This is a genomic window from Chloroflexota bacterium, from assembly GCA_035652535.1.
GTDB lineage: Bacteria > Chloroflexota > UBA6077 > UBA6077 > SHYK01 > DASRDP01.
Genome location: DASRDP010000085.1, coordinates 1 through 14,261, shown reverse-complemented (window position 1 = coordinate 14,261; position 14,261 = coordinate 1). Strand labels below are relative to the sequence as shown.

Sequence of the window (14,261 nt, the reverse complement as noted above, 5' to 3'; positions counted from 1 at the left end):
CATGATGCGCACACCCGGTGACCAGTGACGTTTCCCGGCAGCCGTGACAGGCAGCCCGCGCGGCGGCGCGCGGTTGCCACGGGTCCAGCATTCTTCGAGCAATCCGGCGCGACGGCCGAGCGGACATCGCGAAATAATCGCCCCGCCGCTGCCCGTCAGCTCGCCCTCCCGCCGTGGGGCATCGTGGCGCTCGTCGTCAGCCTCTTCGCCATTGCCGGCTTCCAGATCATCAGTCGCGACAAGATCCTCCCGGGCGTCACCGTCGTTGGCAGTCCCGTGGGGTGGCTCGACCGACCTCAGGCCACCGCACAGCTCGCGCCCAACGTCGACGCCTATCTGGCCCGCCCGGTCCAGATCCGGTACCAATCCCGCGCATGGACTCTCACGGCGCAGGAGCTTGGCCTGCGTGCAAATCCCGCCGACTTGGCAGACGCGGCCTATCGCGTCGGACGGGAAGGCACGGTCTTCACGCGGCTGTTCGACGAGGTACGGTCGTTCGCAGGGGGCCTGACCGTCTCCATCGATAACGCCATCGACCAACGCCGACTCGACGCCGCCCTCGCGACCATCGCAGGCGAGATCGATCGGGCTCCGCGAGATGCCCACGTCACGCTCTCGCCCGACGGAACCGTCGACCACCAGCCCGCGGAGACCGGGCTCACGCTCGACAGCGCTGCATCCGGCGAGCGCATCAAACGAGCGCTTGCATCGGCGGTCTCTGCCGTCGAGCTTGTGGTTACCGAAACTCCGCCCACGGTGCCGGATCGCACGGTTCAGCCCGCCGTCGAGCAGCTCGACCGCATGCTGGGCGAAGCACCGCCACTGACCCTCACGAGGGGATCGGAATCGTGGCCACTCTCGCGCGCCGACATCGCCGGGCTGGTCTCGTTGCAGGGCGGGCCGCAGCCGACCGATCCCATAACCGTGACGATCGACGACGCGCGCCTCGAGGCGCTGGTGCAGCGCGTGGCGAAGGACGTGGACCAGGAGGTCCAGAACGCCCGCTTTGCCTTCAATGGAGGAAACCTGACGGTCCTGCGACCCAGCCGCGAGGGACGCACGCTAGACCAGCCCGCGACCGCCGCGCTGATCAAGGCGAAGCTCGCGTCTGGCGAGCGGGTCGTGGAGATCCCGGTCGCGGCCGTCGCCCCGACCGTCTCATCGGATGACCCCGCATCCCTCGGCATCGTGGAACGAATCGATACCGGCAGCACATCCTTCGCCGGTTCGGTGCCAGAGAAGGTGTGGAACATCAAGCTGGCCGCGGAACGATTGAACGGCGTGGTCGTGCCGCCGGGGGCGACGTTCTCCTTCAACAAAGAAGTTGGCCCCACAACCCTCGAGGCGGGCTTCCGATGGGGGTTCGGGATCACCACGGGAAAAGAGGGCGCCCACACGGTGCCGAGCGTGGGCGGAGGCATCTGCCAGGTGGCGACAACGCTGTTTCAGCCGGTCTTTTGGGCCGGCTATCCGCTGGAAGAGCGGTATTGGCACCTCTACTGGATCCCAGCCTATACCTCGCGCGGCGTGGTGGGGTTGGACGTGACCGTCGACGAGGACGCGAAACTCGACTTCAAATGGTCGAACCCGACGAACGACTACGTTCTCATCCAGTCCGCGACCGACGATTCCCACATCTACTTCAGCCTCTATGGCAAGAAACCGGCGTGGAAGGTTGACGTCGCCGAGCCAGTCATAACGAACCGCGTGCCAGCGGACCAAACGCCGAAGACGGAAGAGGATCCGACCATGCCGTGGGGCCGGAGTCTCCTGGTTCAGTCAGCGCATGACGGCTTTGATGTCACGGTGACCCGCCGCGTAACACTGGATTCGGGTGGCGAGCCACGGGTCCTCTCGCTGCACAGCAAATACGTGCCCGTCCCGATGCTGACCCTCGTCGGAACGGCGGGGAAGCCCGCCGACCTGCCGACGACACCAACGACGGCGCCCAGCGACGTCGAGAACCGGCCGGCCGGGCAGGGAACGGACAAGCCGCGGGAGCAGCCCGCCGCTCCGTCGGCCGCGACGCCGGTCACGGCCGTTCCCGGTGCGCCACCGGCGTCCCCACCCGTCGCCGCTCAGGCGACCGCGACCACGCCCCCGGCGCCCACGCAGCCCCCGCCGACGCCGGCGGCATCCAACGGGGTCAGCGCGAGCATCGCGTCTGCTAGCCCGACGTCTGGTCGGTAGACCCGAATCGCTGAGCGAAGGGAAGGCCGGAGAGGTCGGCCGCTGGCAAATCCCGCAGATCCAACGCTACGCGGCGCCCGCGACCGCTTCGGCAAGGCCGTCATCCACCTGTCGGAGCGCAAGCCCAAGGACCTCGCCGACGTCGCTCACGAGATGGACCTGGATCTGCTGCCGCACCGTCTCCGGGACGTCGTCGAGGTCTGCCTCGTTCCGCTTGGGGAGCAAGACCTCCTTCAGCCCGGCGCGGTGCGCGGCCAAGAGCTTCTGCTTGACGCCTCCGATGGGCAGCACCTTCCCTTGGAGCGTCACCTCGCCGGTCATCCCCACCTCGCTCCGGACGGGGCGACCGGTCACCAGGCTCGCCAGCGCCGTCACCATGGTGATCCCCGCCGAGGGACCGTCCTTCGGAACCGCTCCGGCTGGGACGTGCACGTGGAAGTGACGGTCGAAGGCTGAGCCATCGACACCCAGCGCCGACGCGTGCGACCGCACGTAGGAAAGAGCGATCTGTGCCGACTCTTTCATCACGTCTCCGAGCTGCCCGGTCAAGGTCAGACCCCGGTCGCCAGGCATGTGGGTCGCCTCGATGAACAGCACCTCGCCGCCCGTCCCCGTGACGGCGAGCCCGGTTGCCACACCGGGCGTATCCGTGCGCTCGGCCACCTCCGGCGTGAATCGCGGCCGCCCGAGGTAGGTCGACACGTCTGCGTCGCCGATCTCCGCCGGGGTCGAAAGCTCGCCGGCGTCGATCTTCGTCGCCGCTTTGCGCAGGAGCTTGCCGATCTGCCGCTCGAGGTTCCGGACGCCCGATTCCCGAGTGTGGCCCTCGATGATGGCGAGCAGCCCCGAATCGGTGATGCCGACCTCCCCGGCATCCAGCCCGTTGCGCGCGAGCTGGCGCCGCACGAGATGGTCCCGCGCGATGGCGAGCTTCTCCTGGACGGTGTAGCCGTCGAGCTGAACGATCTCCATCCGGTCCAGCAGCGGACCGGGAATCGTATCGACCACGTTCGCGGTCGGAATGAACAGCACGTCTGAGAGGTCGAGATCGACTTCCAGGTAGTGATCCCGGAACGTGTGGTTCTGGGCGGGATCGAGCACCTCGAGCAGCGCTGACGACGGATCGCCGCGCCAGTCGGCGCCGACCTTGTCCACCTCGTCCAACATGATCACGGGGTTCATCGTGCCCGCTTCCTTCAATGCCCGGACGATGCGCCCCGGCATCGCGCCCACGTATGTGCGGCGGTGGCCGCGGATCTCCGCCTCGTCATGAATTCCACCGAGGGAGACGCGGGCAAATTTCCGACCGAGCGCCCGGGCGATGGACTCGCCGAGCGAGGTCTTGCCGACTCCCGGCGGCCCTACGAGGGTGATGATCGCGCCGGAGCCGCGCCCGCCCACGGGCAGGAGCTGTCGGCTCGCGCGGCGCTTCTTTACCGCCAGGTACTCGATGATGCGGTCCTTTACGTCTTCGAGCCCGGTGTGATCCGCATCGAGGATCCGCCGAGCTTCCGCGATGTCGAACTGATCTTCCGAGCTCTTACCCCACGGCAGATCCAGCATCCAGTCCAGGTAGTTGCGGATCCATCCCTGCTCGGGATTTTGCTCGCTGGTGCGCTCGAGGCGCTTCAGCTCGCGCTCGACTTCCTTCCGCACGTCGTCGGGAAACGGCGTGTCGGCGATGCGCCGGCGGTACTCCGACGCGGCGTCGTCCTCGTCCTCACCCAGCTCACGCTTGATGGCCTCGAGCTGCTGGCGAAGATAGAACTCTCGCTGGCGCTTTTCGAGCCCCTCGTCCACTTCGCTTCGAATCTTGTCCTTCAGAGATTGCTCCGCGAGGATCTCGCGGCTCCAGGAGATCAGCTTCTCGAGGCGCGTTACGACGTTGCGCTCCTCGAGGATCTCGAGCTGCTGGCGGAGCTTCAAGTCGGGTGAATAGCCCGAAAGGTCGGCGAGCTGTCCCGGGTGCTCGACACCCCGCAGCGAATGGGCGATCGCGGTCGCATCGCGCAGCTCGAGGAGGCTCTCCACGATGGCGCGATACTCCTTGGCCAGCTCCCGCGCGCGGCCGGGCAGCTGGTCGAGCGGCGGGTCCGGCGCCGGCTCCACGGTCACCCACAACGCCCCGGCGCGCTCCTCCGCCGCGCTATTGAGCACGCCGCGGTGGAGGCCGCGCAGAATCGACGCTGCGCGGCCGTCCGGCAGGCGCCCGGACTCATCGATGTGCGCGACGGTGCCGACTCGGGCATAGCGCCCGTCGATCCTCGGCACCAGAATCACCAGGCCGCTCGTCTCTCGCGCTGCCGCGATCGCCGCGCGCGCCTCATCAGACTCGATGGCGATGGGGACCGCCATGTGAGGCATGACCACACGGTCGGTGAGGGCCACGAGCGGAAGAAGAAGTTTCTGTTCGGTCAACTCAAGCTCCAGTTGCGTGAGCACGCTGATAGTTGTTGTACTCAACTATCCGCGTTTTGTCAACGATCAATGGCATGGACTATCATAGGGATCATGCACCAGGATCGACCGGGTCCGGCTGACAACCTCGCGGATCGTGTCTGGTCCTTGCTGCTGCGCCTCACGTTCGAGCGCGTGCACCAGCATGTGGATGCCGCGGCTGCCGAGCTGGAGCTGGCGACGAGTCAGGCCATCGCATTGAGCGAGCTGGAAGACGAGCGGCCCATCTCCATGCGAGAGCTTGCCGCCCGCCTGCAATGTCATCCCTCGAACATCACCGGACTGGTGGACCGACTCGAGGCTCGCGGCCTCGTCGAGCGTCGACCCGACGGCCGCGACCGCCGTGTCAAAGGGCTCGCGCTAACGGCGAAAGGCGAGCAGATCCGGTCGACGCTCGCGCGACGGCTCCGCGAGGCCCCGCCGTGCGTGTCCTGCCTTCCCGAGGCCGACCAGCGAATGCTCCACGATCTCCTCGTCCGCGTTTTGGAAGCGCGCTAGCGTCAGCGGCGCCGCCGGCGGGTCCGTCCGTCGACCGTCACCGAACCGCTCGCGCCATGAGTCCCAGGCCGCCCACGAACAGCACCAGCATGACGAGCACGTTGTACAGACTCGTCTGCCGAAAGTAGATCTCCATGCTGGAGAGCACGCCCGCAAAGATCACGACGACGCCGACGATCGAAAGAATCCAGCCCGGTAGTGACTTCCCGTCGAAGAAGAGCAATCCGACCCCCAGCACAACGGGAATGAGCGTCAGTCCGAAGGTGTTGGGCCCGAACCAACGCCAGTACCCGCCGTAGACCTGGACTTGATTGAGGATCAGGTACGCTCCCCCCGCGGTGAGCACGAGGCCAAGGAGGAACGAGCCGAGACCGCCGGGCGTGCCCCCTGGGTCACGAATGCGCCGTGGCGCGCCTGCTCGCTCCATTCGGCACCTCCAATTCCAGAGCATCCGCAAGCGTACGGGCCGAACCGCAAGAGAGTCAACGGGAAGATCGCCAGTTTCCGGAGCGGGCGTTCCCCGCGGGCATGCGCGCCTCGGAGATGACGCTCGTGTCGAGCAGGAACCTCACAGCTCGACGCGGCCCACGCGGCTCGCTTCGCGTTTGATGTCGAGCGCCACGATGTCCGGCGCGGAGAGCAGACAGTCGCGAAAATCCGGTACCTCACCGCGCAAATGTCGGAAGTCGTCCCTCGGAACGACCACCACGACGGGCTCGCCCCGACGCGTGACCGTTTGCGGGCCTTCGTGCAGCGCGCGCTCGACCACGTTTCTGGATCGCTGCTTGGCTTCCTGAATCTGCCAGATCATCACGTCTCCATCTGGACGGACGAGATAAGACGATATTTCTCCGCCCCCCCGTTAGAATTCCCTCGATCCGGCAGATCGCGCTTCTTGGACCGATCTGCTCGAAGCGGGACTGACCCCCACGGGAAATAGTTGGAGGACGCATGGCGAAGGAGCTGCGGCTCGGCATCGCCGGCCTGGGCGTTGCCAGCAACGCCATCATTCCGGCGGTCGTCGAGCATACGAACGTGGAGCTCGCCGCTGGCGCCGACGTCCGGGAGAACGCGCTGGCGCAATTTCGCGCGGAGTACGGTGCCAAGACCTTCGCGTCCGTCGAGGCGATGTGCGCCAGCGGGGACGTCGATGCCGTCTACGTCTGCACGCCGAACCGTTTCCACTGCGAGAACGTCATCTCGGCGGCCGAGCACGGGAAGCACGTGATCGTCGAGAAGCCGATGGCGTTGACCCTCGACGAGTGCGAGCGCATGAACGCCGCAGCGGAGAAGAACGGCGTTCTGCTTCTCTGCGGCCACAGCAAAGCCTTCGACGTGCCGATCCGAAAGATGCGCGAGATCGTCGTGGGCGGTGAGCTGGGCAAGCTCGGGATGATCAACACCTGGAACTACAACGAGTTCATGTTCCGACCGCGCATGCCGCAGGAGCTCGATCCCGCTCAGGGCGGCAACGTCGTGTACAACCAGGGGCCCCACCAGGTCGATATCGTCCGCCTCATCGGCGGCGGGATGGTGCGAAGCGTGCGCGCGATGACCGGCGTCTGGGACGCGTCCCGGCGGGCGGAGGGCGCGTGGGCGGCGTACGTCGAATTCGAGGACGGCACGCCGGCGACCCTCGTCTACAATGGCTATGCCCACTTTGACACGTGCGAGTTCACCGCGTGGATCGGTGAAGGCGGCCAGCGCCGCCATCCCGACACCAATCTGCGCGCCCGCGCGGCCATCCGGTCGGCGGCGGACGAGACCGCCCTGAAGGAGTCCCGGCGCTATGGCGGCTCCGGTGAGTGGGCGCGTCAGGCCCACGGTGAGTCGGGCGAACGCGACCACGGCCAGCGAACCTTTGGCCTCACCATCGTGAGCTGCGCCCATGGCGACGTCCGCCAGTCACCCGAGGGCCTCTTTGTGTACGCCGACGACGCTAAGCGCGAGATCCCCCTGCCGCCCGGGCGCAACGCTCGCCAGGCCGAGATCGACGAGCTGTATCAAGCCGTCGCGATGGGACAGCCCGTGTATCACGGCGGCCGCTGGGGTGAGGCGACGCTCGAGGTCGTGCTCGCCATCATGGAGTCAGCGCGCGAACGACGCGAGATTCGGATGTCGCACCAGATACCCAGTCCCGAATAGGGTCGCTGCAGGAGAAAGGACACGACATGGCACGGACTGAACAATCGGTCGAGACGGGAACCGTTGTGCGCTACGACGATCTGCGCGGCTTCATCGAGGCTGCCGACGCGCTGGGCGAGCTTCGCAGGGCTGACGGTGCGGACCAGCAGCTCGAGATCGGCGCCATCAGCGCGCTGAGCCGGGAGAGCAAGCTCATCCCTACGGTCTTATGCGACCACATCGTCGGCTTGGAGCCCGGCTTCCGCCTGCTCATGAACCCCCTGCACTCGTTGAACCGCGTCGCGCTTGCTGTCGGTCTCCCAGTCGGCCTTACCCGCGCCGAGTACACCAAGCTCGGCCCGCCGAAGTGGAGCGGGATGAAGCCGCTGCGCTCGCGGATTGTGTCCGATGGCCCCATTTTCGAAAATGTCCAGGAGGGCAGCGACGTCGACCTGACCCGCTTTCCCCGCCCATTCTGGCACGAGGATGACGGAGGCCCATACGTCGGGACGGCGGTCGCCGTGGCGACCAAAGATCCGAACTCTGACTGGGTCAACGTCGGAACCTACCGGGTCATGTACCAGGATCCCACGCACGTCTCGGTGATGATGGACGTATCCCATCAGGGACGGCTTCACCAGAACACCTATTTCAGGCAGGGCAGGCCGTGCCCGGTGGCCATCTCCCTCGGCCACGATCCGCTGCTCTTTATCATGGCGTCCCACGGTTTCCCCGAGGGCGTGTGCGAGTACGATTGCGTGAGCGGGCTTCGCGGCGAGCCGATGGACCTGGTCGTCGATCCGCACACGAATCTCCCCATCCCCGCGCGATCCGAGCTGGTGCTCGTGGGGGAGATCCGGCCGGATGACATTCGGCCCGAGGGGCCCTTTGGGGAGTGGACCGGCTACTACGGCGGCGGGATCAAGGACATCCCGACGGTCACCGTTCAGGCTGTCTACTACCGTGACAATCCCATCATGCTGGGCAACATGCCTGGCAGGCCGCCCCATCAGCCGAGCGCCAACGCGTTTCTCGGCATCCTTCGCTCCGAAGGCGCCCTCGATCGGCTAAAGCGAATGGTGCCCGGGGTCAAGGATGTCTACTCTTACAGCTCGACGGGCGGGCTCCTTACCGTCATCGCCATCGAGCAGCAGTACCCGGGCCATGCGCGGCAGGCGGGTCTCGCCCTCGCCAACGGCGGCGGTCATCGACCTCGCTATGCCATCGTTGTGGACGCGGACGTAAACATTCGCGACATGGCCGAGCTGATGTGGGCAGTGTGCACGCGCTCAGACCCAGCGTCAGACATCCAGGTGCTGCGACGCATGGAGTCAACCCATCTCGACCCAACGGTTCCGCCGGACGGCGAGCCGCTGATGTCCCGGGCCATCATCGACGCGACGCGCCCCTTCGAATGGATCGACAAATTTCCCAAAGCGGTGAGTGTGTCACCGGAGCTGCGGGAGAAGGTCCGCTCCAAGTGGGCTCACGTGATCGAATAAGCGCGCGCGCTACGCGGTGCCCGTTGTGAGGGCGAGCACCCGCTGGCCCTCGGCCGCCTCGCGCTCCCAGTACCGACTCCACCCGAGCTCCACCGGGACCACGTCCTTCCGGGCAAACAGATCTGAGAAGCTGTTGTCCGCGGGATCACGAATCACGTGCGCGGGATCCTGACCCGCCTGCGAAGCGCGCAGCGCTCGGAGCAACACCTTTCGGGCCGCGATGATGCCCTTGTCGGTGTAGCCCAGGTGCTCGGTCGACCGATCCTGGATAGGGCCCGCGCCCTCGGTCACACACGCGTCTTGCGCCTGGAAATCCCGCCCGAGACCCGCAAACGTAATCCCCCGCATCTCAGCTCGGTCTTGCTGATACCGATTCTCCTTGTGGCGAATTGGGTGATAATCGGCCGTCATGCTCGTCCGTCCGCGGGCGCGGACTGCTTTGTCGATGGCGCGCGACCGACGGAACGTCAGGTTGTATTTCCAGTGGTGGGTGTCGTCGATCGGCACGTGCCAGTTCACGCCGTATCCGTCCGCGTCGCCGCTGATGGCGCTGAGATTGGGGAGGATGAAGTTCGTGATTTTGATGTAGTTGCGGTGCTCGTCGATCCGGCGGATGGCGTAGATCCTCGCACCGTACGCCGTCTCCTCTGTCTCGATGGTGGGTGAGCGGTCCCCAGCGTACCAGGTAAATTGGCTGTCCTCGCCCTCGCCGTAGCGCAGGTGAAGAAACGAGTGGTGGGACGGGTCGATGTTGCCCTCATTTCCTTGCAGGTAGCTGCACTCCTGAAAGAGCTTCGTGGGGTAGCACTGCTCCTGCGGAGCCGTGAGGAACTCATAATTCGGTACGAGCGGGGGCTCGCCGGGACCCAGATACGCCAGGATCAGCCCGCCGACCTCCTGGCACGGATACGCTGGTTGACGCACGCGCTCGTGAAACGTCGACCCAGCCGGCTCTCCTGGCTGCTCGAGGCACCGTCCGCGCCCGTCGTACAGCCAGCCGTGGTAGATGCACCGCAAGCCGCCATCCTCGAGGCGGCCGTAACTCAGATCGGCGCCCCTGTGCGCACAGTGAATTCCGAGCAGGCCAGGCCGTCCGGGCTCGCCTGGGCCGAGCGAGGGCTCACGGAACAACACGAGATCCTCGCCGAGAAGCCGCACCGGGATGGGGGGCCCGTCGGGAGGCAACTCCTCGGCGAGCGCGACCGGCTGCCAGTAGCGACGAAGAAGGTCGCCACCGGGCGTGCCGGGTCCAACGCGTGTCAATAGATCGTTTTCTTCCTTGCTTAGCATTCCGTCCCCCTCATGCTTTCGGCGCGCCTACCACTTCACGTCCCATTCGTGCGCGTTCCACGCCTCAGTCGTTTCGCCGACATCCCGCGCCGTCACACCGGTCAACGACCTGTTCACAAGCAATGGTTCAGTATTGTAGTAGAGCCCGAGAACCGTGAGCTGATCCGTCATGTGGTGGATGATCTGACCCAGCACCTCGGTGCGAGGCCCCTCGGGTATCGTGCGCATGTACCGCTCGACGAGCCCATCGAACTCCGAATTCATGTACCGCGAACGATTCCCGCCATTGAAATGGTTCTCCGGCAGCGGCGCGCTCTTGCTCTCATACCGGTCCAAGGTCCACGCGTCGTTGGGAAGCCGCCAGACGCGGACACCGGGAAACGTCGAATTGTACTCGCGGTCGCGGCGCTGGAGCTGCGAGATGACGAGCGGCTCGGCGGCGATTCCGAATCGCTTCCAGTGGTCCGCCACCACGAGCGCCGTCGTCTCCTGGGCGTCATCTCCTCCGCCGCCATCGGTGCGAACCTCCAACCGGATTGGCTGCCCCGTTGCGTCGACCCACGTTCCGTCGCGTCCGGGCGATGCTCCGAGATCCTCCATCAGCTGCGACGCTCGGTCGCGGTCGTACGGGTAGCGAACGATCCGCGACTCGATGGATGGGAACGCCGGGTCGGTCGGACTCAAGAACGTGTCGGCGACGGGTACGAGGCCCTCCTGGAGCGTCTCGACGATCTGCTGTCGATCGAGAGCGTAAATCAACGCGCGGCGGAACCGCAGGTCCAGCAAGGCCACCGGATCGGGATTCACGAACTGCGGCCAGGCCGCGAACCAGTTCTTAATGCCGATCTTCACGACCCCGTCCTTCCATTGGTCTCGAAGCTGGCCCGCCTGCTGCAGCGACAGGTTCCGGCCCAGGGTAACGGCGACCTCGCCGGCCATGAGGTTTGCCGCCAGGGTGCTGCTGTCGGGAATGAACCGAACCTCGATCTCATCGAGCTTCGGCCGCCCGAGGACGTATCGATCGTTGGCTGCGAGGATCAGGCGGGCTCCCGCCACCCATTGTTGGAGCCGAAACGGACCGGTTCCCACGTACTCGTCCGTCCAATAGGGGAGCTGCACCACACTGAGCTTGTTCTGGTCGTACGGCCCGGCCAGGATATGGGCCGGCCGTGGAAACACGAGCCGTCGCGTGAAAAGCCGGTCGGCCTGGATGTACGGTTCGCTCCACGTGACGCGAACAGTGCGATCGTCCAGGCCTTCGACCCGCTCGATCCGGTCGACAGCATCGTTCCGGAGCGCCGGCACGTCCTTGTCATGAGCGATTCGAACGGTGAACAACAAGTCCTCTACGGAGAATGGCACGCCGTCGTGCCACACGGCGCCAGCGCGGAGCGTCCACGTCGTCTCCATGCGCCCATCGGGAAGGAGCCGCCAGAGGCCATTGTCCAGCGTGGGCACCACCTCCGATAACTGCGGCCGAAGCGTGCCCTTGTCGTCCACCTCGGTAAGCCCCGCGTTGACGAGGTCCTCCAGAGCGTCCCCGCCCTGGATCGTGCCCGAACCCGCCCCCACCACTTCGCTGCTGATGCTCGGCGGATCGCTCATCATGGCCGCTACGATCTTCTTCGGGCCGGTGGTGATCGAGGGATGGGTCACGGCGCGGCTCGCGTCGGTAGGCTGGCCGGCGACACACGCGGCCACGACGAGTGGGACGATGGATACGGCCAGCGCCCGGCGCATGCGAGGCACCCCCACAGAGGTTTGACACCAGGGGTCGCGAGCGTGTCGAGCTGATGCCACGTGTTCGCCGCTAGATTCCAAGATACGCCTCCTGGACACGTGAGTCTCCCATCAGCTGATCAGATGGACCGTCCAGCGCGGTGCGGCCATTTTCCAGCACGTAGGCCCGGCTCGCCGTCTCCAACGCGAGCCGAACGTCCTGCTCCACGAGGAGGATCGCTGTACCGCGCCCGTTGACTTCCTTCAGGGCTGGGAGAAGCGAATCCAGCACCACGGGTGCAAGCCCGAGGGACATCTCATCGATCATCAGCAGTCTCGGGCGGGACATGAGGGCGCGCCCGATGGCCGCCATCTGCTGCTCGCCGCCCGAGAGCGAGCCCGCGGCGATCGTGAGGCGCGACCGAAGCGATGGAAAGAGCGACAGGACCCACTCGACGTCGGCGCCGATCTCACGATCGTGCCGCCGGTACGCCCCGAGCAGCAAATTGTCGCGGACTGCGAGGGCGGAGAACAGCCGGCGTCCCTGGGGCACGTGCGCGATGCCCGCCCGAACCGTCTGCTCCGGGCGCATGCCGACCAGGGAGCGCCCCTCGAACTCAACGGATCCGGCGAGCACGCTGGCCAGTCCCGAGATGGCGTTCAGCAGAGTCGACTTCCCGGCGCCGTTGGAACCGATGAGCGCGACGATCTCCCCTTCATCGACGCGAAGATCCACGTCCCAGAGCACCTGCGTCTGGCCGTAGGCGACGTTCAGTCTTCGAAGCGCAAGCATCGCGCTCACTGACTCCGCAGGTACCGCGCGCCGAGGTATTCCCGAATCACGCCATCGTCGGCGGCGATCTCGGCGGGCGAGCCCTCGGCCAGCTTCCGGCCGTGGTGCAGGACGATCACGCGTTGGCAGAGGACCATGATGACCTTCATCACGTGCTCCACCACGATGATGGTCACGCCTTGACGGTTGATCTCGCGGACGAGATCGATGACCACGTCGATCTCGTGCAGGTTCAATCCGGCCATGGCCTCGTCCAGGATGAGAAGGGTGGGATTCTGGACGAGGGCGCGCGCCAACTCCAACCGCTTTCGATCGGCAACCGTGAGCTGGGCGCCGGAATGCCGCGCCTTTCCTGCGAGCCCAACCCGAGCAAGCGTTTCATCGGCCCGCGCAAACGCTTCATCCCGCCCGAGATACGGGCCGGAGAACATCGCTCCCACTGCCACATTGGCCTGAACCGTCAAGCGTGTGAACGGACGCGTCACCTGGAAGGTCCGAGCGATTCCCAGACGCGCCACCTGGTGATCTTTGAGTCCCCTGATGGACTTGCCGCGGAAGATGATGTCGCCGGAGGTCAAGGGAAGGGCGCCGCAGATGAGATTCGCGAGCGTCGTTTTGCCCGACCCGTTCGGACCAATGAGCCCAACGAGCTCACCGGCGTCTATTCGGAAGCTCAGGCCGTCCACGGCCCTGAGCCCCCCGAAGCTGCGAACGACGTCGCGCGCCTCGAGTATCAGGCCACTTTCAGACCGCGTTGCCGCGCACATAGTCCCACGCGCTCGCAAGACTGACACGATGGAACGGGTAAAGCCCCGTCATCCCCCTTGGCAGCAGCATCACGGCGACGACGATCATGGCTCCGAGAAACGCATCGTGCCAGCTCAGGAGATTCCCCCAGATCAAATTGGCGGCCGATTCGAGCACCAGCGAGCCGAGGATCGGCCCGACGACCGTTCCGGGGCCACCCAGCAGGGCCACCAAGATCGCCTGGACGGAGATGGCCGGCGTGAATACGATCGAGGGATCGATGAACGTGGCCCAGTAGCTGTAAACGCCGCCGACGACGCCGGAAAACGCCGCGCTCAGCGCGAACGCCGTGATTTTGTACCGCTGGGTGTCGATGCCGAGGGATCCGGCCGCGCCCTCGTTCTCGCGGATGGCGATCAGAGCGTAACCAAGGCGGGCCCGCTCCATCGCATACGTCGTGGCCGCAATCCCGATAACGCACGCCAGCATCAGCAAGTAGAAGAGTTTGAGATCGTTTGCGATGGGCAAAACGAGGCCTGTTGCCGCCCCCAGTGCGTCGCTGTTCGTCACCAACTCCCGTGCCACTTCCCCGATCCCCAACGTCACGATCGCGAAGTAGTGGCCCTGGAGCCGCAGAACGACGAGTCCCAGGAGAACCGCGCACGCGCTCGCCGCGAGCGTCGCAGCGGCGAGCCCAGCCACGAACGGGCCGCCATGGAGCATGACGACGGCTGTCGCATACGCGCCGATCCCAAAGAACACGGTGTTCCCGAAGGCGGGATAGCCCGTGTATCCGCCGATGAAGTTCCACGCCTGGCCGAGGGCCGCGTACATGAGGACAAGCGTCCCCAACCGCAGGAGGAAGGCGTTGCTGAGGTAGGCGAAGGCCACGGCCACGACGACTGCGACCGCAGAGAGCGCGATCGATCGAGCCCTCGGCA

At 65.9% G+C, this 14,261-nt stretch carries 12 protein-coding genes; 4 read left to right on the top strand and 8 right to left on the bottom strand.

What is annotated here, in order from left to right; genetic code table 11:
- The first annotated feature begins 183 nt into the window (after positions 1-183).
- Positions 184-2,190: a peptidoglycan binding domain-containing protein gene (locus VFC51_09825; GenBank protein HZT07317.1), complete on the top strand. Its 2,007-nt coding sequence runs from the start codon at positions 184-186 to the stop codon at positions 2,188-2,190.
- A gap of 66 nt (positions 2,191-2,256) precedes the next feature.
- Here VFC51_09825 and lon read toward each other — a convergent pair whose 3' ends face one another.
- Positions 2,257-4,554: an endopeptidase La gene (lon, locus tag VFC51_09820; GenBank protein ID HZT07316.1), complete on the bottom strand. Its 2,298-nt coding sequence runs from the start codon at positions 4,552-4,554 to the stop codon at positions 2,257-2,259.
- A 147-nt stretch (positions 4,555-4,701) separates the two neighbouring features.
- Here lon and VFC51_09815 point away from each other — a divergent pair, with 147 nt between their 5' ends.
- Complete coding sequence (locus VFC51_09815) at positions 4,702-5,145, top strand: MarR family transcriptional regulator (protein HZT07315.1); 444 nt, start codon at positions 4,702-4,704, stop codon at positions 5,143-5,145.
- Positions 5,146-5,182: 37 nt separating this feature from the next.
- Here VFC51_09815 and VFC51_09810 read toward each other — a convergent pair whose 3' ends face one another.
- On the bottom strand, positions 5,183-5,572 hold the full coding sequence (locus VFC51_09810) for a hypothetical protein (GenBank protein HZT07314.1): 390 nt from the start codon (positions 5,570-5,572) through the stop codon (positions 5,183-5,185).
- Positions 5,573-5,713: 141 nt separating this feature from the next.
- Positions 5,714-5,956: a type II toxin-antitoxin system prevent-host-death family antitoxin gene (locus VFC51_09805; protein HZT07313.1), complete on the bottom strand. Its 243-nt coding sequence runs from the start codon at positions 5,954-5,956 to the stop codon at positions 5,714-5,716.
- Between the two features lie 140 nt (positions 5,957-6,096).
- Between VFC51_09805 and VFC51_09800 the strand changes: the two genes are divergently transcribed.
- Complete coding sequence (locus tag VFC51_09800) at positions 6,097-7,290, top strand: Gfo/Idh/MocA family oxidoreductase (GenBank protein HZT07312.1); 1,194 nt, start codon at positions 6,097-6,099, stop codon at positions 7,288-7,290.
- 26 nt (positions 7,291-7,316) lie between these two features.
- On the top strand, positions 7,317-8,771 hold the full coding sequence (locus VFC51_09795; GenBank protein ID HZT07311.1) for a UbiD family decarboxylase: 1,455 nt from the start codon (positions 7,317-7,319) through the stop codon (positions 8,769-8,771).
- A 9-nt stretch (positions 8,772-8,780) separates the two neighbouring features.
- On the opposite strand, the gene VFC51_09790 is transcribed toward VFC51_09795, so the two are convergent.
- From VFC51_09790 to VFC51_09770, 5 genes are all read right to left on the bottom strand, one after another.
- Positions 8,781-10,061 (bottom strand): Rieske 2Fe-2S domain-containing protein, encoded by a 1,281-nt coding sequence (locus VFC51_09790; GenBank protein ID HZT07310.1) that lies wholly within the window; start codon positions 10,059-10,061, stop codon positions 8,781-8,783.
- A gap of 27 nt (positions 10,062-10,088) precedes the next feature.
- The gene (locus tag VFC51_09785) at positions 10,089-11,801 is read right to left on the bottom strand and encodes an ABC transporter substrate-binding protein (protein ID HZT07309.1); all 1,713 of its coding nucleotides are present in this window, start codon (positions 11,799-11,801) and stop codon (positions 10,089-10,091) included.
- Between the two features lie 70 nt (positions 11,802-11,871).
- A complete protein-coding gene (locus VFC51_09780) occupies positions 11,872-12,573 on the bottom strand; it encodes an ABC transporter ATP-binding protein (GenBank protein HZT07308.1) in 702 nt (233 codons plus the stop codon).
- A gap of 5 nt (positions 12,574-12,578) precedes the next feature.
- Entirely contained in the window at positions 12,579-13,259 is a 681-nt protein-coding gene (locus VFC51_09775) for an ABC transporter ATP-binding protein (GenBank protein HZT07307.1), read from the bottom strand.
- A 58-nt stretch (positions 13,260-13,317) separates the two neighbouring features.
- Positions 13,318-14,261, bottom strand: a 944-nt coding sequence (locus tag VFC51_09770; GenBank protein HZT07306.1) for a branched-chain amino acid ABC transporter permease, incomplete at its 5' end; no start/stop codon positions are given.